The sequence below is a fragment of the Jatrophihabitans lederbergiae genome (genome assembly GCF_031845305.1).
GTDB lineage: Bacteria > Actinomycetota > Actinomycetes > Mycobacteriales > Jatrophihabitantaceae > Jatrophihabitans_A > Jatrophihabitans_A lederbergiae.
In genome coordinates this window covers 1-21,371 of sequence record NZ_JAVREH010000002.1, presented here as the reverse complement: position 1 = coordinate 21,371, position 21,371 = coordinate 1, and the positions used below count along the sequence as shown (strand labels likewise).

Here is a 21,371-nt window from a genome sequence, read left to right as displayed (position 1 = left end):
CGATGGCCTACCGCCGTGACCGCGCGCCCGACCCGCACCCCAAGCGGGTACGGCTGGTCCGGCTCGGTCCGGACGTCCTGGAGCTGCTGGCGGCCGGCGACCTCGATGGTGCCAGCCGAGCGGCCGCGGCGCCGCTGACCGGCTATTTCACCGATCCGCAATGGGGCTACCTGTGGAGCCTGCGGCGGGAGCAGCTGCGGCACGACCCGGCGAGCGCCGACTGGATAGCCCGGGCGGTTCTGGACGAGGACCGGCTGGTGGTCGTCGGGCACGCCGGCTACCACGGCCCACCGGACGAGGCCGGCCTGGTCGAGGTCGGCTACGCCATCGACCCGGCCTATCGCCGCCAGGGCTACGGCCGAGCCGCCCTGGCGGCCCTGCTCCAGCGGGCTACGGCCGAGCCGGCCGTCCGCACCGTCCGGGCGACCATCAGCCCCGATAACCTCCCGTCCCGGCTGCTGGTGAGCGAGCAGGGGCTCCGGCAGGTCGGCGAGCAGTGGGACGACCGCGACGGGCTCGAACTCGTCTTCGAGGTGGCGGTCTGAGCCGCCCTCGTCCGGGCCTCAGTTCTGGCGGCGTTGCAGGGCGTCCCGCAGCTGAGCCCGGGTGGACAGGCCCTCAATACGCCCGTCGATGACGCGGTCGGCGGCGGCTGACAGCTACGCCCGCCGGCCGGCGTTGAGCGAAACCCGGCTGATCGCGCCCGCCTCGACACCCCAGCGCCTGAGGATCTGACGGTACTGGCCGCTGGACACCAACCACCGAAGGGCGTCGGCAACGGCCCCGCGCAGTGCCTGGTTGTCTTTTGCCACGGCTATTCCGTACGGACCGGGCTCGTACTGAGCCGTCGAGGCCAGCTGATAGTAGGCGCCGGTGCGCGCGTCATTGACCAGCGCGGCGGCCGACGGGTAGTCGCTGAGCTGGGCGTCAGCGCGGCCGGTGCGTACCTGCACGAGCGCGTCGGTGTTGTTGTCATAGAGCCTGGTGATGATGGGCCGGCCGAGGCAGTTGTGCTGAGACCTTGCCACCAGGCCGACCTGCACGGTGCCCCGTTCCAGGGCCACCACGTGTCCGCACAGGGTGCTCAACTCCCCGATGCCCTTCGGGTTTCCGCGCTGGACGACGATCGAGGTCCCGGCGACGAAGTAATCGATGAAATCGACCTCCTTCTCGCGTTCACGGGTATCGGTGACCGCGCTCATGACCAGGTCCACGGAGTGGCTGGTGACGAGCCCGGGCAGCGAATCGAAGCTGTGATTGGTGAAAACCACCGCCACTCCCAGCACCTGGCCGAGGGCTTGCCCGAGATCCGGCTCGAACCCGACGATGGTGTGGCCGTCCGAGGCGAAGGAGGAGGCCGGCGCGTACGAGGCGTCAGTGGCTATCCGGAGCACGCCGCCCTGGCGGATCGCGGTAGGCAGCCGGTTGTGCAGGGCGGTGTCCTCGCCGATCACCGGCGCGGGCTGCCTCACGTGGACCGGGTGCTGGGCGCACCCCGCGGCGAGCAGGCAGACAACAGCCGCAGCGAGCGTCCGGGCATGCCGCGAGAGCCGGGTCACCGCAGTACCTCCGTGCTGTCCTGCGGCGTCGTTCCCCCTGCATCAACTGGGCCGTGGTGCTCGGACAGCAGCTCCTGCCAGGGTTTGGGCCTGGCGTAGTGGTAGCCCTGGGCGGAGTCACAACCTGCGACCTTCAGCCAGAGCGCCGCCGCCGCGGACTCCACACCCTCGGCCGTCACGGTGCAGCCGAGGCCATGGCTCAGGCCGATGATGGCCTGCACGATTGAGCGATCGGCCTCGGACGTACTGACGTCCTTGACGAAGGTCCGGTCGATCTTCACCTCGTCGACGGGAAGCGATCGCACCTGCCAGAGGCTGGTGTAGCCGGTGCCGAAGTCGTCGATCGAGATGGCGACACCGGCATTGCTGAGCGCGGTCACCGACGCCGAGGCCGCCTCCGGGTTGGTCGTCAGGGCGGTTTCGGTCACTTCCAGGCACAGGTCACGGGGGTTCGCCCCCGCCGCCGCGATGATATCGAGCACCTGCGCGGCGAACGCGGCCGAGGACAGATTGCGGGCCGAGACGTTGACCGAGACCCGCCAGTTCACACCGAGGTCGGACCATTCGCGCTGATCCGCCAGTGCGCGGCGCAACACCCACGCGGTGAGCGGCTCGATCAGACCGGACAGCTCTGCCGTGGGAACGAAATCGCCCGGCGGGATGAGGCCCCGGGTGGGATGCTGCCAGCGCACCAGTGCCTCGACCCCGTAGATCGCACCTGTTACAAGTTCTATTTGTGGCTGGTAGTACAGCGCCAGCTCATCCTGGTCGATGGCATGCCGCAGCTCGCCCTGCAGGATCAGTCCCGAACTGCCGAGCGGAGCCTTGTGCTCCTCATAGACAACGATTCTCGCGGTTCCGCGTTTGCCCTGATACATAGCAGCATCCGCGCGCTTCAGCAGGTCTTCTACGCTGCGCCCGTGCTCGGGATACATCGCGATCCCGAAGCTGGCCTCGATGCTGAGGCTGACGTTGTCGATGACGATCTCTTCGGCCAGCGCGACGCGGATCTCGTCCAGCAGTCGGACGGCCTGCGCTGAGTCGGCGAACCCCGGCAGCAGCAGGCCGAACTCGTCCCCACCGAGGCGGGCGACGGTGTCGTCGGTGCGCAGAGTCGCGCTGAGCCGATGCGCCACGATGGTCAGCAGCTCGTCCCCTGCGTGGTGGCCGAGGCTGTCGTTCACCTGCTTGAAGTTGTCCAGGTCCGCCAGCACCAGCGCGCCGCATTCGTCCTTGTGCAGGGCCGTGTCGGCCCGGACCCGGAACCACTCCCGGTTCGGGAGCCCGGTGAGCGGATCGTGCAGCGCCTGGTAGTGCCGTTCGGCGGCGTGCCGGCGCAGCCGGCGCGTGCTGGACCACGAGATCAACGCCAGCACCGCGTAGAGAGCGCCGAGACCGATTGCCAATCGCAGGTAGGTGCTGCCGAGTTGCCGGTCGACGGCGTGGGCGATCAGCCCGTAGGGCAGGTAGATCTCCAGGATTCCGGTTGCCTGACCGGTCGAGGTCGGTGTGATGGGCTGCACCACCCGGATCACCTTGCCGGCGCCGTCGAGCGGGTCCGTGATGACATCCGCGCTCACCTTTCCGACCATTGCCGCCTGGAAAGCGGGCTGATCGCGGCTCAGTGCATGCTCGCGCGAGCCGTCGTCGGAGAACACCACGCCGCCGCTGAAGCTACGCACCCGCAGGCGTGTCACGGAGCCCGAGAAGACAGCGAGGTCGGTTGCCTGCCGAAGATTGCCGACCTCGGTCTGGCTCAGGCCCTCGCCCAGGTCATGGCTACCCAGGGCCGGCGCGATGGCGGTCTCTTCGATCACCGCGGCCTGCGCGCGGCCCTGCTGCAGTCCCCAGGCCAGGCCGGTGTGCTGGTCATTGCGAACCAGGATGAGACCGAGCAGGAGCACCGGGACGAAGCTGGCCACCGCGTAGACAAGAAAGAGGCGTGACTCGAAGCCGTCGCGTCTTGGTGTCTTCGAACCCATAACCTGTCCATCGGCCGCAGACCCTGCCATTCAAGTTAAGCTAACTCTTACCTCACGCAGTGGGCCGCAGCTCCTGCCCAGCCGCGCGGTCCTGCCACACTGGCGTCCATGACGACGCCGGTTGCCTGGCCCACCCTGGACGTCCTGACGCGCGATCCACATCCGGCGCTCGCGAGCATCCGCAGCACGGCGCCGCTGGCCTGGGTGGACTCGCTGGGCGGATGGCTGGTGGTCGGGCACGCGGCAGCAGTACGCGTGATGCGCGACGCCGGCACGTTCACCGTCGACGACCCGCGTTTCAGCACCAGCCGGGTCGTCGGGCCGAGCATGCTGTCCACCGACGGCGCGGAGCACGACCGGCACCGCCAACCGTTCGTCTCACCGTTCACGCCTCGCTCGACGCGGGCGCACTTCGTGGACTTCGTCGACACCGAGGCCACCCGGCTGGTCGCCGCCGTCGCGCCGGCGGGCGAAGCCGAGATCAGGACCGCGATCGCCGGCCCGCTGGCCGCGGCGTGCATGCAACGGGCGCTGGGCCTGAAGGCGATCGACGTCGGGCAACTGCTCACTTGGTACACCGACATCGTCGCCGCCGTCGCGGCCGTGACGAGTGGCTCCGGAGTTCCCGAGGGCAGCCGGCTCGCCTATGCGGCGCTGACCGACGCCGTCCGCTCGACCATTGCCACCGCCGGTGCCTCCAGCTTTCTCGGCGAGGTCGCGGCGACGGCCGGCACGCTCACGTCGACCGAGTTGCTCTCTGACATCGCCGTGCTGCTCTTCGGTGGTATCGAGACCACTGAGGGCATGATCACCAACCTGGTTCTGCACCTGCTGCGGGAGGGTTTCGACCCTGCCGCGCTGCTGCATGAGAACGACCTGCTCGACGCGGCCATCGAGGAATCGCTGCGGCTGGAGCCGGCCGCCGCCGTGGTCGACCGCTACGCCACCAGGGACAGTGAGATCGCCGGTGTCCGCATCCGCCGCGGCGAGCTGGTGGTGGTGTCGCTGGCGGGCGCCAACCGGGATCCGGCGGTCTTCGAGCATCCCGATCGATTCGACCCCGGCCGTCCCAACCTGCGCAAGCAACTGGCCTTCGCCCAGGGACCGCATGTGTGCCTCGGCGCGCACCTGGCCCGGCTGGAAACCCGGACGGCGGCCCGGGCCTTGCTGGCGCTGCCGGGAGTGCGGCTCGATCCGGCCCGGACGGTCGAGCCGTCTGGGTTGGTGTTCCGCAAATCCGCGGCGGTGTGGGTCCGCTGGAACCGGACGGTGCCATAGCTCAGCCAGCCGGATCAGCTCAGCCGGCCGGATCAGCTCGGCCCGCTGGATCAGCTGAGCCGCATGGATCAGCTGAGCCGCATGGATCAGCTCAGTCGGCCGGATCGCGCACGGGCTGCTCGAACACCCGGCGCAGCGCTCCGGCCACCCCGGGATCGGCCAGCACCAGGGCGTCATCGCCGGCACGTAACCGGGTACGCGCGCTCACCGGCACCAGTTGCCCGTCCCGGACGAGGAAGCTCACCCAGGCGTTCTCGGGAAGGTCGCTCAGCTCGCGGATGGTCCGACCGGCCGCGATCGAGCCGTCGGCCACGGTCAGCCGCTGCACTCCGTTCGGCTCGTCGCGCAGCCGGACGCCCAGCGTCCAGGGCTCCGGCTCAACCATGCGCATCGGTACCCGGAGCAGCTTGGCGGCCGTCGGCACCAGGCTGCCCTGGACCACCACCGAGAAGATCACGACCACCACCACGATGGCGTACAACCGCTCGGCATCGGCGAGATGCGAGGCGAGCAGGAAGCTACCGAGCAGGATCGGCACCGCCCCCTTCAAGCCGGAGAACAACACGAAGCCCTTCTCGTTGCGATTCAAACCGGCGCCGGCCAGGCACGGGGCCACCAGCACCGGCCGCAGCACCAGCGCGAGCGCAAGCCCCAGCGCCAGACCGGGCAGCCACACGTCGAGCCGGGTCAACTCGGCAAGGTCGACCGTCAGGCCGAGCACCACGAAGGCCACGATCTCACCGAGACTGGCCAGTGCTGAGTGGAAGTGCTCGATCTCGCGCTTGTACGGTGCGCGCTCCTCGCCGATAAGGATTCCCGCGATGAACACGGCCAGAAAGCCCGAGCCGTGCGCGACGGTCGCCAGCCCGAACAGCGCCAGCGCGCACGCCAGCGTGCGCAGCGGATAGAGGCCTTCGCCGGGTAGCGGGACGTGGCGCATGAACCACAGCATCGCGCGGCCGCCAACCACCCCGACGGCCGCGCCGACGCCCATCTGCAGCAGGAACTGGCCGCCGACCTGCCCGAACGCCGCGCCGGACAGCCCACCGGCCGACAGCAGGCTCGCCATCAACGCGATGCCGACCGGGTCGTTGGCGCCGGATTCCCCTTCCAGGATCGTGCCGCTCGGGCCCGCGATCTCACGCTGCCCGAGTACCGAGAACACCACCGCGGGATCGGTGGGCGCAACCGCCGTGGCGACGAGCAGGGCCGGGTACCAGTCCAGACCGACCACCAAATGCAGGAACAGCGCCGCGCCGGCCGCGGTCAGGAACGTTCCCAGCACGCCGACGACGGCGATCGAGCGGGCCGCCGCTCGGAACCGCGGCCACCCGATGTGCATGCCGCCGTCGAAGAGCAGCACGACGAGAGCCACCGTCACCAACCGGTTGACGGTCTGCTCGGAAGGCGTGTGCAGCGGCGGCACCACCTTCACCGCGACCGCGGCGGCTCCCAGCATGAGAGCCGGTGCCGGAACCCGGAGCCGGGCGGTGACCCGATTCGACAGCAGGGCGGCGAGCCCCACCGCCGCAATCAGCGCGAGCAGCCACGCATAGGGATAGGTGTCGGTCATCGTGCTCCTCAGCCAGGTCCGGACATGGTTGAACCATTGCCGACCAGACTTCCCGGCGCACCGGGCTCCACCCTAATGCCCGCGCGGCTACCCGCGGTCAGTCGCCGACGCGCGGATCCTGATCCCGCAGCCGTGGGTCCAACTTGGCCGCGCGGCTCTGCAGTTGCTCGGCCTCGGCGCGCTGGCGCTGCGCCTCGGCAGCCCGCTCCGCTGCCTCACGCTCGTTGTCCGCTGCCCGCAACTCGGCGTCGGCGCGCTCGCGCCGGGCGCGCGCCGCCTGCTCGTCGGCGGCCGCCTGAGCCCGCTCCGCCTCGGCGGACCGCTCCTGCGCGCTGGCCAGGTGCTCCTGGGCTTCGGCCTGCTTGCGTACGGTCGCCTTCGCGCGCATCCGCGGCAGCACCACCAAGGCCAGCAGCGCGAGCACCACGACGATCACGATTATCACGATGATGAGCGTCTTCATCAGATGAACCTCCTGGGCGTCGAGGCTAGACCCCCGGGCATGGGGCCGCCAGATATGCCGTTGGAGGCCTCGCTGTTGTACAAGCTGCCCTTGTACGCACCAGATCGTCAACGTCAAGGGCGACTGAACTCGCTACCACGCCCCGGGCATCCCCTAAGTTGGTGCTCGGGGCGTGGTAGCGAAGGGGTGGCAGCACGATGGACGATCCGTACGATCTGGAGCGCTTCGTCACCGCGCAGGACCAGGGCGGCACCTACGGCCGGGCGCTCGCTGAGTTGGAGCGAGGCCGCAAGACCAGCCACTGGATGTGGTTCGTCTTTCCGCAGATCGCCGGCCTGGGCCAGAGCCCCACCTCACGCAGGTACGCCATCACCTCACTCGAGGAGGCGCGGGCCTATGCCGCGCACCCGGTTCTCGGTCCACGGCTGCTGGAGTGCGCCGCCGTTGTCGCGGCTACGGAGGCTGGCAGCGCGGAACAGGTCTTCGGCGGCATCGACGCACAGAAGCTGCACTCGTCCATGACCCTGTTCCTGCGAGCGCTGCCCGACGAGCCGGTGTTCGGGCAGGTCCTCGACCGCTTCTTCGAGGGCGTGCCGGACGCCGCCACCGACGCCCGCCTGTAAACGTGCCCTGAGGGTCGCCGCGACATCAGCGCAGTGACACCGGTGCCTGAGCCCAAGGACAGCCTCTGGTCAGGAGCCAGTGCGGCATGGTGCGCACCGACGGCCAGGGAGTCTCAGCATTTGCGGGCACGACGTCATACACCTCCCGCTGGACTCAGTCAGCGCGCGTAGATCGCGAGCTACCCGCTGTGGTTAGGGTCGCTGGCTGCCACCGTCGATGAATCCGCCTGTCGCCGCGAAAGTGTCGGTGGTATCCGGCACACTGCCCCGTAGTTGGCAGAAGATCGGATTCGGGGGAAGCATCTATGTTTGTGCTGGTGAGGTGATGAGTTCGGAGTTGAGCGCTGCTGCGCTATCGGTGTGGGCCAAGACGAATCGCGAAACAGGCGAGTGGATGCCGCTGTGGCAGCACCTGGACGACTCGGCAGCCGTGGCCGCCCGGATCTGGGACGATTGGCTCTCGGCCAACGTCAAGACTCTGATCTCAACGGAACTGCCCGGCGGACTCGACGATGGCCGAGCCCTGCTGGTGTGGCTGGCTGGAATCCATGACATCGGCAAGGTTTCCCCGGCCTTTGCAATCCAGCTCGAGCACCGAGGCAGTTCTCGGATCCAACACGCGCTGGTGCGTGGCATGGCAGACGAGGGATTTGACTTCGGTGACCTGTCTTACGTATGGGGAAAGCGGTCTACGTATCGGCATGAACTGGCCTCTTACCGGTCCCTGAGCGATTGGCTCGGTGCGTACGGATGGTCACGCCGCGCCGTTCTCCCGGCAGCGCTGGTAGTCGGCGGCCATCACGGCAGACCACCAACTTCCCAACAGGCCAAGGCCTCTGCCGGCGAACCCGAGTTGCTGGGGGAGGGTCTCTGGTCCGATGTGCGGATCGAGTACCTGGAACGCTCATTGCGGGTTTGCGACGTGGCCGGTCGGATCGAGTCCTGGGGCAATGTGCGCCTTCCGGCGGTGGCACAGACCCTGTTGACCGCCGGGGTGATCATGTCCGACTGGGTGGCCAGCGGTTTCGATCAGTTTGCCTACGGTGACTGCTTTGTCGAGGCGGACAGGGTTGAGCGAGCGATGGATGCGCTGCGACTCCCCGAGCCATGGCGTGCTGAGAAAGCCGATGTCCTCGACGGATTCGCCGACCGGTTCACGGTGCCCGCTGGGGCTCAGCCGCGTCCGATCCAACGCGAGGTCGTCGAGATTGCCCGCTCAGTGCCAGAACCAGGCATGATCATCGTCGAGGCCCCGATGGGCGAGGGCAAGACCGAAGCGGCCCTGCTGGCTGCCGAGACCCTCGCCGCGCGTACCGGAGCGGCCGGCCTCTACATCGCACTGCCCACCCGGGCCACCGCGTCGGCGATATTCGCTCGCACCATGACCTGGCTCGACGCCATCACCGGTACCGGGCACGGCACCCCGGCATCGGTGATGTTGGTGCACGGCAAGGCGGCTCTGGACGACCGGTTCGCAGGGATCCCCCGCTCGGGCCAGACCGAAGAAACCGATCGAACCACCGATACCCCGGCCGACACCCGGCTGGCAGTGCACCGCTGGATGACCGGGCGCAAGAAGGCGATGCTGGCCAACTTCGCCGTCGGCACCGTGGATCAGCTGCTGTTCGCCGCACTCAAGAGCAAACACCTGGTGCTGCGCCACCTCGGCCTTGCCAGCAAGGTCGTCATCCTCGATGAGGCCCACGCGTACGACGTCTATATGTCGGTCTACCTCGATAGAGCCCTGGAATGGTTGGGGGCGTACCGGGTGCCCGTCGTGGTGCTGTCAGCCACCTTGCCTTCCACCCGCCGCCAGCAGATGATCGCTGCCTACGAGCGTGGCCGCGCAGACCGGCCGGGTGTGCGCTCGATGCTGGCTGGCAGGGACTACCCCCAGCTGGCAGGCGACATCGGCTACCCGGTGGTGGTGGCAAGCACCGGCGGTTCTGCCATCGTTCGCGCCGTGCCGGCATCGGAGCGCGCCTCCCGCATCACCGTCGAGCGCTTCACCGAAGACGAAGAAACCACCCTGCTGGCCGAGAGACTGAACGCCGAGCTGGCCGAGGGCGGCGCCGCGGTGGTCATCCGCAACACCGTCGCCCGGGTCCAGAAGACCGCTGAGAACCTGCGGCGACTGATGCCCGATACCGAAGTGATCGTGGCCCACTCACGCTTCGTCGACGCCCACCGTGCACGGCTCGACGACAAGCTGCTCAAGCTGTTCGGTCCCACCGACATCGAGAAAGATACCGGCACCGCCGTACGCATCGGCGCACGCCATGTCGTCGTAGGCAGCCAGGTGATCGAGCAGAGCCTGGACGTCGACTTCGACGTCATGGTCACCGATCTGGCGCCGGTGGACCTGATGTTGCAGCGGATGGGACGGTTGCATCGCCATCGTCGCGGCGAGAACCAATCCGAACGTGCCCCGCGGTTGCGGACACCAGTGTGCCTGGTAACCGACATCGACAACTGGCAGTCTGAGCCGCCGAAAATCGGCCGCAGCGCACGCTACATCTACAGCCCGTACGTGCTCTACAGAACGCTGGCCGCGCTGACGCCTTACCTCGACGGTCAGGCCCTGTGCCTGCCGGGTGACATCGCGCCGCTCGTCCAATCGGTCTATGGCAACACAGATATCTGCCCGTCCAGCTGGACTGCGACGCTCGATAAGGCAAGGGTCACCCACGACAGCCAGCAGGCACATAAGAGACAGCAGGCTGAAAAGATGCGGCTGGGATCCCCGGACAGCACAGACCTGCTGGACTGGCTCGATGTCGCCGGCGACAGCGCCGATGAGGACTCGGCCGCTGGGCGCGGGCAAGTGCGTGACACCGACGAGACCATTGAGGTCATCGTGGTCCAACGCGATGCCGACGGCACCCTGCGGACGTTGCCAGGCATCGGTGAGTTCAGCGGGCGCCGCATCCCGATCACCGAGCCGATTGGTCGCCGGTTCGCTCAGGCCATTGCCTCGTGCTCGCTGAGCCTGCCTCGGTCGCTGTCGCATCCCGGCGTTGCGGACATGGTGATCGGGGTGTTGGAGCGTGACCGGATCGACTCCTTCCAGGCCGAGGGCCAGTACCTGCTCCAAGGCGAATTGGTGCTGGTACTAGGACCTGAGCTTTCGGCGCAGGTGCTCGGTCAGCTCGTCACCTATGACCTCGACGCCGGCTTAGCCGTGGCCAAGACAGCACAGACCGCTACTCCCCCGCCCCACATGCACAGTGATGCCAACATGAGAGGACCGTCGTGAACACCAGCACGCCCGCGTTCGACCTCACCACCCAACCGTGGGTGATGATGCACCTGCTCGATGGCACGACCCGCGAGGTGTCGCTGGCCGATGCCTTCGCCTTGGCACCCCAAGCCCGCGCCATCACCGGAGAACTATCCACCACTGGTTTCGCAGTGACCCGGCTGCTGTTGGCGATCCTCTATCGAGCAATCGGCGGCACGGTGACCTCCGACTCCTGGAAAGATCTGTGGACAGCGGAGACACTGCCGATCTCTGAGATCACCGATTATCTCGCCCGGCACCGTGACCGTTTCGACTTGCTGAGCACGACCGCGCCGTTCTTTCAGGTCGCGGATCTGCACACCTCCAACAACGAGGTGACCGGTCTGGAATCCCTCATCGCCGACGTTCCGAACGGTATCCCATTTCAGACCACTCGCTCGGGCACGGCGCTGGCGTCGATCGGGTTGGCCGAGGCTGCTCGCTGGGTGGTGCACGCCCAGGCGTTCGAGACCTCGGGCATCAAGTCCGCCGCTGTCGGCGATGATCGCGTCAAGGCCGGCAAGGGATACCCGATCGGGACCGGTTGGGCTGGTGGGCTCGGCGGACTGTTCGCGGAAGGTTCGAACCTGCGGGAAACCCTGTTGCTGAACTTGGTGGGTTACCAACGTGAAGCCGAGGCCGATCCGGATCTGCCGCCGTGGGAGACCCAACCTCAGACCGCTGCCGCGGCAACGCGGCCCTATCCGCTAGGACCCGTCAGTGCCTACACCTGGCAGAAGGCCCGTATCCGTTTGGCGGTCGAAGGGGAGCGAGTCACTGGGGTACTGATCGCCAACGGGGACCGGGCAGTACTGGTCAACCAGTACGACGTCGAACCGATGACGGGCTGGTACTACAGCGAAAACCAGGCCAAGGCCACCGGCAAAATCCCGTACTACCTGCCCGCACGCCACGATCCCGGCCGCTCGTTCTGGCGGGGCATCGCCTCGGTGCTGCCCAACGTCACGCAGCCCCAATCCAGCAGCGGCAACCCTCGCAGCAGGGTTCCCGGTGTGGTCCAGTGGCTGTCAAAGCTCAGCGTGCTCGAAACGCTGCCCGGCGACTTCATCGTGCGACTGCATGCCGTCGGCGTGGTTTACGGAACGCAGAACGCGACCGTTGCCGAGATCATCGACGACGCCTACTCGCTGAACCTCGTCGTCCTTTCGGAAGATCATCCGCAGATGGGTCGGGCGGTCGAGTGGGCCGTCGATGTGGCGAGCAAGGTGTGCTGGGCACTGGGGATTCTCGGCGAGAACATCGCCAAGGCCGAGGTCGGTGACGCGCCGGGGGACTCGGGCAAGACCAGGATGGCCGCAGCCAGGGCCGAGGCCGCAGCCGCCGGATATGCCGCCCTGGATGCGCCGTTCCGCACCTGGGTCGCGTCCCTTCACGACGAACCGGCTCTCCCTGCCGCGCGTGCCGAATGGTCCACCACAGTCAGGCGAGTTGTCCGGAACATCGCAGCTGAGTTGGCCCGCACAGCTCCGCCGCAGACGGTGATGCAACGTCCGATGCACCTGATGTGCATTCCGCTGGCGCAGAAAGTCTTCGATCAGCACCTCAACACCTATCTACCCAGGACCGACCTACCCACCACTGACTCGCAAACCAAGGAGCCCGTACATGCCTGAGCCCACCCAGACCGGAGGTACCGAGCGCGCCGAGGTGGCTCGGGCTCCCGGCACCCGAGCGAGCCGTATCAACGACCTGGTCGGCTTCCGCGTCGCAGCGTTGCAGAAACAGTTCCTGGCCGGATCCCAGTCAGCGCAGGCAGATCTGGCCAAGCTCCGCCGAGCCGTCGGTCGCAGGGCTGGGTCGGTGGCGGAAGTGTGGGAGCTGACTCTGGAGGGAGTCTCGCCCGAACGCTATGACTCCAGCCCGAGCGCGGAGGAGATCGCGGTGCACACCGCAATGGGCCTGTACGCGTTGCACCAACGAGGCAATTCCGCGCCGATGCATGTCGCTGGCACCGGCCTGGGTCGTGCGGTGGCTCGGCTCAGCAGCCCCGCCATTGACAGTGCGGAGCTGGCAACCAATGGCGTGGCACGGCGTTTTGGTGCACTGGCAACCGCCGTGGAGATGTCGGAGATTGAGTACCACCTGCGCGGACTGGTGACCCTGCTCTCCGGCGAGTCGGTCGGCCTGGACTACGGCCGGCTGGCCGCCGACCTATACCGGGTGCAGAACCCCCATGCCGTCGATCAGGTCCGCCTCAACTGGGCCCGCGACTTCTACATCAGACCTGAAAAGCCCAAGACCACCACCCCCACCATCGAGAACACCGAGACCGTGAAGGACGCATCATGACGACCACCCGTTCTATCTTGGACGTGCACGTGATCCAGACCGTGCCGCCGAGCAACCTCAACCGTGACGACTCCGGCTCGCCGAAGTCGGCGATGTACGGCGGCGTGCGCCGCGCCCGGGTCTCCAGCCAGAGTTGGAAGCGTGCCATCCGACTGGATTTCACTGCCACGCTCGCTCCCTCCGAAGTCGGCGTGCGTACCAAACGGCTGGTCGAGATGGTTGCCGAAGCGATGGTCGTTGCGTCTCCGGACACCGAGATGGACGACGCTCTCGACATGGCCGCCGACGTCCTCAACGCCGCCGGTATCGGGAACAAGGTTCCGAAGAAGGCCCGCAAGACCGAGTCCGACAAATCGATCGCCGAGGCTGACGCCTTGGCCTTCCTCTCGATCGCCCAGGTCCAGGCCCTCGCTGCTTACGCTCTGGAGGTCCGGACCGCTGGTGGCAAGCCCGAGAAAAAGACGGCTATTAGGCTGGCTGACACGCAGCATTCCATCGATATCGCGCTCTTCGGCCGGATGGTCGCGTCCAATCCAGACCTCAATACTGATGCCGCCTGTCAAGTCGCACACGCCCTGTCTACTCACCCGGTAGCAACCGAATTCGACTACTACACGGCCGTCGACGAGCGCAAACCGAGCGAGGAATCGGGTGGCGCCGGGATGCTCGGCGTCATCGAGTTCAACTCCGCAACCCTCTACCGCTACGCCACTCTCGACGTCGACCGGTTGGCGCAGATGCTCGGTGAATCGGACGTCACCGTAGCCGGTGCCCAGACCTTTCTGCGCTCGATGCTGACCTCGATGCCGTCGGGCAAACAGAACACCTTCGCCAACCGCACCCTGCCGGACGCGGTGGTCATAACACTGCGCTGCGACCAATCCATCAGCTACGTCGGTGCCTTCGAGACCCCGGTGACCTCCACTGCCGGGCGCATCACCGCATCCGCGGTCGCACTGGCCGAACACGCCACCGACATGGACGGGGTGTTCGGGATGCCCCCCGTGCAGACCTGGGTGATCGCTCGTTCCGAGGTCGCCCAGGCGCTGTCTGCTCTGGGTGCGCGGCAGCCGATGACTGACGTCCTCGCCGAGATCGGCTCAGTGCTGGCCGCGCGCCTGGCCGGATGAGCGCGGTGAGCACGCTGGCCCTGCAGCTGGCCGGCCCCATGCAGTCCTGGGGCTCGGCCAGCCGGTTCAGTCGACGCACCACCGATGACGCACCCACCAAGTCCGGCATCGTCGGATTGCTGGCGGCCGCCGCCGGACGTCGCCGGTCGGACTCCATCGAGAATCTCGCCGCCATCCGGCTAGGAGTGCGGATCGACCAGCCGGGAACCATGATGCGGGACTACCACACCGCGTTGGTGACTACCGGCGGCAAGGGTGTCACGCAGCTATCAGAGCGCTTCTACCTTTCCGACGCGGTATTCCTGGTAGCCATCGAGGGAGGCCAGAACCTGATCGAAGGTATGGCGGACGCGCTGAGCCACCCGGTGTTCCCGCTCAGCTTGGGCCGTCGTTCGTGCGTCCCAGCTCGCAGACTGCTACTCGGTGTGTTCGGCGACGAGATGAGCACAGTACTGGAACAGACCCCCTGGCTCGTCACCGAACGGGTACGCAGCCGTGCCGACGCTAAAGTCACCTTGGAGACCATCATCGATTGCGCCCCCGGAACCCGAGGATCAGAGGTGCGCCGTGACGAACCGGTCAGCTTCGATCCCATCCGACGTGAGTACGGGTGGCGATCGGTGCTGCGCTCCTCAGTCACCGTGTCTACGGCCACCGAGAACGAGGAGCCATCGGCGCTCCGGATACCCCCGGTCAACACGGTGACGGTCCCCGGCCACGACCCCTTCGACCTCCTCTAAGGCGAAACCCAATGACCCACTACCTGACCCGATTCGAGATCAACGCCACTCGCCGCGGTGCCATGATGCTCATGGCCTCGCCGCAGAAGATGCACGCCGCGACGATGGCAGCCTTTCCAGCAGCTGAGCACAGCGACACAGGCCGGATCCTATGGCGGCTGGATGCCAGCGGCCCTCACCACTGGCTCTACCTGCTCAGTCCCACCGAACCCGACCTGACCCACCTGGTGGAGCAGGCCGGCTGGCCGAGCAAACCCCATTGGGAGACCCGCGACTACGCGCCGCTGCTGCACAAGCTCGACACCGGCCAGCGCTGGGCCTTCCGGCTCCGAGCGAACCCGACTCATACCGTGACCGAGAACGGGCGCAAGAGGGTCTTCGGTCATGTCACGGCCACTCAGAAGCTGGACTGGCTGTTGAGGCGGACAGAAAGCCTCGGCATCGCGATCCCAGCATCCAGCGCGGGTGAGCCCGATGTCCTCCTGAGCGGGTTCGACCAGCGTGTCTTTCAACGCGAGGGATCCAAGGTCACCCTCGCTCTCGCCGGGTACGAAGGCAACATCGAAGTCACCGATCCGGAGCGGTTGCGAATCGCACTGACTGCTGGCATCGGTCGAGGTAAGGCCTACGGCTGCGGATTGATGACCTTGGCGCGCCAAGGGTGAAGCGACTACCGGGTCAGGCGCCGGCGTCGTTACCCGAACTGATACGCGCCCAGGACAGAATCAGCTTTCTGTATGTCGAGAGGTGCTCTCTGAGCCGGGAGGACAACGCGATTACCGTCACCGATGCTCGGGGCACCGCTCATGTGCCGGCCACGGCGATTGCGTCGCTCTTAATCGGGCCCGGTACTTCAGTCACTCATCAGACAATGGTTCTCATGGCAGACTCCGGCACTGTCGCCGTCTGGGTGGGTGAGCGCGGGGTGCGCTACTACGCCCACGGCCGGTCGATGGCGTCGCAGACCTCTCTCCTGGATGCCCAAGCCAGATTGGTCAGTAATCGCAACGAACGGCTCGATGTAGCCCGCAAAATGTACGGCTTGCGGTTTCCGGGTGAAGACGTGTCGCGGATGACCATGCAACAGCTGCGCGGCCGGGAAGGCGTTCGAGTACAGAGGCTTTACCGATATCACGCCGAGCGATCCGGGGTGTCGTGGGGCAAACGGTCTTACGACCGGGAGTCGTGGGACAACGCTGACCCAATCAATCAGGCGCTCTCGGCCGCGAACTCGTGTCTCTACGGCGCGACCCAGGCCGTCATCGTCTCCCTGGGCTGCTCCCCGGGGCTGGGTTTCGTCCACACGGGACATGAGAAGTCCCTCGTCTATGACATCGCCGATCTCTACAAGGCCGAAACATCGATCCCGGTCGCTTTCGACCTGGTAGCTGCAGGTCCAGATCCCGACAGTCTGCCTGCTCTTGTGCGCAAGGCGATGCGTGAGTCGATGGTTGAGGCAAAGCTGATGAAGCGCTGCATTACCGACATCAAGTTCCTGTTGGGTGTCGACGTTGCAGACGATGGGCCGGACGTGCTCTACCTCTGGGACGACCAAGAGCAAACCGTCGCCGCAGGAGTGGTCTACCTAGACCCGAGCACAGACTATGCGACCGAGTTCAAGGAAGGTGAGAAGCCATGGTCGTCCTAGTGCTGTCGGCTTGCCCAGCAGGCCTCCGTGGACACCTCACCCGCTGGCTGATCGAAGTGGCAGCCGGTGTGTTCGTCGGCCGAGTCTCAGGCCGAGTACGCGAGCTGCTCTGGCTTCGTACCGTCGAGTCATCGCGGCGCGGTCGAGCGCTGATGATTTATCAAGATGGCTCCGAGCAAGGTATGTCGTTCCGAACCCACGGCCATCATTGGCAGCCGACCGACTTCGACGGCATCACCCTGATGATGCGTCGTATCGGAGAAGAAGAAGCAGCCCCGCTGAGCTACGTCCCCGGATGGAGCAAAGCGGCGAAACGCAGAATGGGCGCTAGGAGGCCGCAAGAGAAGTGAATGTAAGTGACCTGCCCGGACCCTTGCAGGCCAGTAAATAGGAGTCTGTTCCCCGCTCGCGCGGGGGTGATCCGGACGCCGGAGCAGTGACGCGCACCGTCGAGGTCTGTTCCCCGCTCGCGCGGGGGTGATCCTGGGAGATGGGAGCCGCCGATGGCGAGTCGCACCTGTTCCCCGCTCGCGCGGGGGTGATCCGTTGGCACCCTGACCGTTGTCGGCGCAGTCGGGCTGTTCCCCGCTCGCGCGGGGGTGATCCGCTGAAGACGAGCCGCCGCTGGTTGCCTTGGGCCTGTTCCCCGCTCGCGCGGGGGTGATCCCATCGGCATCCGCGACCGCGGCGAGCAGTGGTCCTGTTCCCCGCTCGCGCGGGGGTGATCCTACGAGTTCACCTTCGGTAACGGGTACGGGGCACTGTTCCCCGCTCGCGCGGGGGTGATCCGTGACCACCGTGCCCCGCATGACCGAGGCCGAGCTGTTCCCCGCTCGCGCGGGGGTGATCCTCCCGCTGCGGCGGAGAACGCCGGGATCAGCTTCTGTTCCCCGCTCGCGCGGGGGTGATCCGGTGGAGAACGCTGCGGCGGTCTGCTGCACCGTCTGTTCCCCGCTCGCGCGGGGGTGATCCGCACATGGAAGACACGCACCGACGGACCTACGTCTGTTCCCCGCTCGCGCGGGGGTGATCCGCCGACGTTCAGCGCGATCGGGACGGCGATCGGCTGTTCCCCGCTCGCGCGGGGGTGATCCACGCCTGCCGGCCACCCGAGACCGCCCCCGTCTCTGTTCCCCGCTCGCGCGGGGGTGATCCGAACTCGTTGTGCGCGAAGTACGCCGCTGACTGCTGTTCCCCGCTCGCGCGGGGGTGATCCTTCGGCAACGGCGCGACGGGTGATCCCGAGTCGCTGTTCCCCGCTCGCGCGGGGGTGATCCCCAGCCGCGGGCCTCGTCCTGCCCATCGCCGGCCTGTTCCCCGCTCGCGCGGGGGTGATCCCGGGTATCCACCGCAATGGACCTAGCCGCCGACCTGTTCCCCGCTCGCGCGGGGGTGATCCGTGTGCCATCGGTGCGTGGTTAACTGACTAGTTCTGTTCCCCGCTCGCGCGGGGGTGATCCTGGGGCATCCTTGCCCACATCCCGAAGGGTGAGCTGTTCCCCGCTCGCGCGGGGGTGATCCGAATGCGTAGCAGGGTTATAACGGTGTCCACGACTGTTCCCCGCTCGCGCGGGGGTGATCCTGACACGGCGCAAGCTGCGGGACATGCGCGAATCTGTTCCCCGCTCGCGCGGGGGTGATCCTAGAACAAGGGTCGTAACGGTGTTTCCTGGTGACTGTTCCCCGCTCGCGCGGGGGTGATCCCGCGTCACCGGACGGCGACACCGGACCCTGGACCTGTTCCCCGCTCGCGCGGGGGTGATCCTTTTATTGCTCTGGGCAATCCTCGGGACTCCCTCTGTTCCCCGCTCGCGCGGGGGTGATCCTCAGAAACATGATCGAAAGAATCTTCTGCATTTCTGTTCCCCGCTCGCGCGGGGGTGATCCGCCGTTTCGCGTCGTCTCTGTACACGGATTTCCCTGTTCCCCGCTCGCGCGGGGGTGATCCCGCCCACTGCGCATTCGTCCTGCCCACCATCGTCTGTTCCCCGCTCGCGCGGGGGTGATCCTAACCCCTTCCTACATGCGAACGCCCTTGAAAACTGTTCCCCGCTCGCGCGGGGGTGATCCGAAGTGGAATCGTGAGGACTCTGTAGGTAAGGACTGTTCCCCGCTCGCGCGGGGGTGATCCCACCACACCGGCAGCCGTCGAATCCGTGGTGATCTGTTCCCCGCTCGCGCGGGGGTGATCCCCCTACCGGAACCACGTAATTCAGCACCATAGACTGTTCCCCGCTCGCGCGGGGGTGATCCCGTCCAGGGCATCACGGAATGCGCGTTGCTGTACTGTTCCCCGCTCGCGCGGGGGTGATCCCCTCAGTACGCACACCAGCAGCATCACGAAGAACTGTTCCCCGCTCGCGCGGGGGTGATCCCAACCATCCCATCAGCCTCGGAACCGACCAGTTCTGTTCCCCGCTCGCGCGGGGGTGATCCCAACCATCCCATCAGCCTCGGAACCGACCAGTTCTGTTCCCCGCTCGCGCGGGGGTGATCCTTCGTCGGCCGGGCATCAGCAGCTACAAACAACCTGTTCCCCGCTCGCGCGGGGGTGATCCGAGGAAGGGCAGGAAATGGAAGACGAGATCATTCTGTTCCCCGCTCGCGCGGGGGTGATCCGACCAATCAACTGCCTTCATGTCGCCTCCGTGACTGTTCCCCGCTCGCGCGGGGGTGATCCCACCGATGCGATGTTGGACGAATCAGTGAAGCTCTGTTCCCCGCTCGCGCGGGGGTGATCCCACATCAGGCCAGTCAACCTCAGTACGCACACCCTGTTCCCCGCTCGCGCGGGGGTGATCCCACTTCGGAAGCGAGAGATCATGAATGACAATGCTGTTCCCCGCTCGCGCGGGGGTGATCCTGGTATGAGGAACGGTCGAAGGAGGGGGGTCGTCTGTTCCCCGCTCGCGCGGGGGTGATCCCTCGCTGGTGCCCCTGTCGCGAGCGGTGCGGTGCTGTTCCCCGCTCGCGCGGGGGTGATCCCTCGGCGGTGATGTCAGGGCCGGTGATGCTGAGCTGTTCCCCGCTCGCGCGGGGGTGATCCCGACAAAGACGCGGTCGAGGCGGCCCAGCGCCCCTGTTCCCCGCTCGCGCGGGGGTGATCCTGCCTCCCCGCTGATGTGCTGGCCGCGCACCCTCTGTTCCCCGCTCGCGCGGGGGTGATCCGGGGCAGGAGCCGGTGACCGCCGACCCTGCCGCCTGTTCCCCGCTCGCGCGGGGGTGATCCGACCTGGCCCGGATTGTCAACAGGATCAGCGCCCTGTTCCCCGCTCGCGCGGGGGTGATCCGCCATCCACGCTGGTGACCTGCGGGCCAAGAAGCTGTTCCCCGCTCGCGCGGGGGTGATCCCGGTGGCGATAATCCGCTGGAGCGGCACCATGTCTGTTCCCCGCTCGCGCGGGGGTGATCCGACGCTACGGACGGCCGATGTTCGGGCGGCTCTCTGTTCCCCGCTCGCGCGGGGGTGATCCGACGAGATAGCCATGACGCCAGCGGAAACCAGCCTGTTCCCCGCTCGCGCGGGGGTGATCCCGTGTAGGTGTTGACGTACTGGCCGGAGTTGTCCTGTTCCCCGCTCGCGCGGGGGTGATCCCACCACGGAAGCCACTGCACCCGGCCCGTGATACTGTTCCCCGCTCGCGCGGGGGTGATCCCGAGAAGGAAGCGATGTCGATTATTGGGTGCAGCTGTTCCCCGCTCGCGCGGGGGTGATCCCCGGTGTACGAAAAAGATGCACCGTTTTAAGATCTGTTCCCCGCTCGCGCGGGGGTGATCCCGGATGACCGTGCGATGCAATAGTTCGCCGTTCCTGTTCCCCGCTCGCGCGGGGGTGATCCCTCCCACGGCTACGTCACCCAACCCGGACAGAACTGTTCCCCGCTCGCGCGGGGGTGATCCCCGGAAAGACCAACTGGAAGGTTTCGTCGCGACCTGTTCCCCGCTCGCGCGGGGGTGATCCCCTCAGACCTACTCGCATGCCAACCATGATATGCTGTTCCCCGCTCGCGCGGGGGTGATCCGGCGACGGATAGAACGGCTAGCGGCCAAGGCAGCTGTTCCCCGCTCGCGCGGGGGTGATCCGCACATCAAGGAGCTACCCCGATGACCGCCAACCTGTTCCCCGCTCGCGCGGGGGTGATCCCGCTGCGGTCCTCGGACACCACCGTCTCGACGTCTGTTCCCCGCTCGCGCGGGGGTGATCCGCTGTCGGAGTACGACCGGCTCGTCCAAGCATCCTGTTCCCCGCTCGCGCGGGGGTGATCCCTGAACTCGGAAACGAATTCGCCTTCATCGTGGCTGTTCCCCGCTCGCGCGGGGGTGATCCGTCGTCGGCCAGGTCCTCGTTGGCACGCGAGATCTGTTCCCCGCTCGCGCGGGGGTGATCCAACCAGCGAACCGGCACCCCAGGCTGTGACACCCTGTTCCCCGCTCGCGCGGGGGTGATCCCGGTATGAAGTCCAAGAGTCGGGGGATTGACGTCTGTTCCCCGCTCGCGCGGGGGTGATCCCGCCGTACGGGACGTACACCCGGCGGCCGCTGACTGTTCCCCGCTCGCGCGGGGGTGATCCCGTGTCCACGGTCGCCGGCCAGGCGGACGTGTCCTGTTCCCCGCTCGCGCGGGGGTGATCCGACGGCGGATCATCCGACGTGCGGAATGTCGACGGCGCTCCAAAGCTGGTCGGTTCCGGCGCTTGAAAAGTGAGCGGTTGTGGGCAGTCTAGGTCTCGGTTTGGTCGGTGGTGGTGCGGATGCTGGGGAGGCTGTCGATGCCTCGTCCGCGGA

The 21,371-nt window shown here is 67.0% G+C and carries 15 protein-coding genes and 1 CRISPR repeat array; of the genes, 11 read left to right on the top strand and 4 right to left on the bottom strand.

Annotated elements, in window-relative coordinates:
* Window positions 1-2: 2 nt before the first annotated feature.
* A complete protein-coding gene (locus RM423_RS01545; protein WP_311421234.1) occupies window positions 3-545 on the top strand; it encodes a GNAT family N-acetyltransferase in 543 nt (180 codons plus the stop codon).
* A 114-nt stretch (window positions 546-659) separates the two neighbouring features.
* Here RM423_RS01545 and RM423_RS01540 read toward each other — a convergent pair whose 3' ends face one another.
* Both RM423_RS01540 and RM423_RS01535 read right to left on the bottom strand, forming a co-directional pair.
* A complete protein-coding gene (locus RM423_RS01540; RefSeq protein ID WP_311421233.1) occupies window positions 660-1,559 on the bottom strand; it encodes an ABC transporter substrate-binding protein in 900 nt (299 codons plus the stop codon).
* Window positions 1,556-3,541 carry a putative bifunctional diguanylate cyclase/phosphodiesterase gene (locus tag RM423_RS01535; protein WP_311421232.1) on the bottom strand — a complete coding sequence of 662 codons (1,986 nt, stop codon included), beginning with the start codon at window positions 3,539-3,541 and terminating at the stop codon, window positions 1,556-1,558. Before RM423_RS01535 ends, RM423_RS01540 begins: the two co-directional genes overlap by 4 nt.
* 108 nt (window positions 3,542-3,649) lie before the next feature.
* On the opposite strand from RM423_RS01535, the gene RM423_RS01530 reads away from it, so the two are divergent.
* A complete protein-coding gene (locus RM423_RS01530) occupies window positions 3,650-4,819 on the top strand; it encodes a cytochrome P450 (RefSeq protein WP_311421231.1) in 1,170 nt (389 codons plus the stop codon).
* A gap of 91 nt (window positions 4,820-4,910) precedes the next feature.
* Here the strand turns inward: RM423_RS01530 and RM423_RS01525 are convergent, their stop codons facing one another.
* Both RM423_RS01525 and RM423_RS01520 read right to left on the bottom strand, forming a co-directional pair.
* On the bottom strand, window positions 4,911-6,392 hold the full coding sequence (locus RM423_RS01525; protein WP_311421230.1) for a cation:proton antiporter domain-containing protein: 1,482 nt from the start codon (window positions 6,390-6,392) through the stop codon (window positions 4,911-4,913).
* Between the two features lie 97 nt (window positions 6,393-6,489).
* Window positions 6,490-6,855: a hypothetical protein gene (locus RM423_RS01520; protein WP_311421229.1), complete on the bottom strand. Its 366-nt coding sequence runs from the start codon at window positions 6,853-6,855 to the stop codon at window positions 6,490-6,492.
* A gap of 197 nt (window positions 6,856-7,052) precedes the next feature.
* On the opposite strand from RM423_RS01520, the gene RM423_RS01515 reads away from it, so the two are divergent.
* The 9 genes from RM423_RS01515 (at window position 7,053) to cas2e (ending at window position 16,936) form a co-directional block, all read left to right on the top strand.
* A complete protein-coding gene (locus tag RM423_RS01515) occupies window positions 7,053-7,478 on the top strand; it encodes a DUF1810 domain-containing protein (RefSeq protein WP_311421228.1) in 426 nt (141 codons plus the stop codon).
* Between the two features lie 325 nt (window positions 7,479-7,803).
* On the top strand, window positions 7,804-10,734 hold the full coding sequence (cas3, locus tag RM423_RS01510) for a CRISPR-associated helicase Cas3' (protein WP_311421227.1): 2,931 nt from the start codon (window positions 7,804-7,806) through the stop codon (window positions 10,732-10,734).
* A complete protein-coding gene (casA, locus tag RM423_RS01505; RefSeq protein ID WP_311421226.1) occupies window positions 10,731-12,392 on the top strand; it encodes a type I-E CRISPR-associated protein Cse1/CasA in 1,662 nt (553 codons plus the stop codon). The genes cas3 and casA overlap by 4 nt, the downstream gene beginning before the upstream one ends.
* Entirely contained in the window at window positions 12,385-13,068 is a 684-nt protein-coding gene (casB, locus tag RM423_RS01500; RefSeq protein WP_311421225.1) for a type I-E CRISPR-associated protein Cse2/CasB, read from the top strand. The genes casA and casB overlap by 8 nt, the downstream gene beginning before the upstream one ends.
* On the top strand, window positions 13,065-14,198 hold the full coding sequence (gene cas7e, locus RM423_RS01495) for a type I-E CRISPR-associated protein Cas7/Cse4/CasC (RefSeq protein WP_311421224.1): 1,134 nt from the start codon (window positions 13,065-13,067) through the stop codon (window positions 14,196-14,198). Before casB ends, cas7e begins: the two co-directional genes overlap by 4 nt.
* Entirely contained in the window at window positions 14,195-14,938 is a 744-nt protein-coding gene (cas5e, locus tag RM423_RS01490; RefSeq protein WP_311421223.1) for a type I-E CRISPR-associated protein Cas5/CasD, read from the top strand. Before cas7e ends, cas5e begins: the two co-directional genes overlap by 4 nt.
* Before the next feature lie 11 nt (window positions 14,939-14,949).
* Complete coding sequence (gene cas6e / locus RM423_RS01485; RefSeq protein WP_311421222.1) at window positions 14,950-15,603, top strand: type I-E CRISPR-associated protein Cas6/Cse3/CasE; 654 nt, start codon at window positions 14,950-14,952, stop codon at window positions 15,601-15,603.
* On the top strand, window positions 15,600-16,586 hold the full coding sequence (gene cas1e, locus RM423_RS01480; protein WP_311421221.1) for a type I-E CRISPR-associated endonuclease Cas1e: 987 nt from the start codon (window positions 15,600-15,602) through the stop codon (window positions 16,584-16,586). The genes cas6e and cas1e overlap by 4 nt, the downstream gene beginning before the upstream one ends.
* A complete protein-coding gene (cas2e, locus tag RM423_RS01475) occupies window positions 16,574-16,936 on the top strand; it encodes a type I-E CRISPR-associated endoribonuclease Cas2e (protein WP_311421220.1) in 363 nt (120 codons plus the stop codon). The genes cas1e and cas2e overlap by 13 nt, the downstream gene beginning before the upstream one ends.
* A 45-nt stretch (window positions 16,937-16,981) precedes the next feature.
* Window positions 16,982-21,218: direct repeats of the CRISPR family, unit length 28 nt; unit sequence CTGTTCCCCGCTCGCGCGGGGGTGATCC.
* Window positions 21,219-21,371 lie beyond the last annotated feature (153 nt).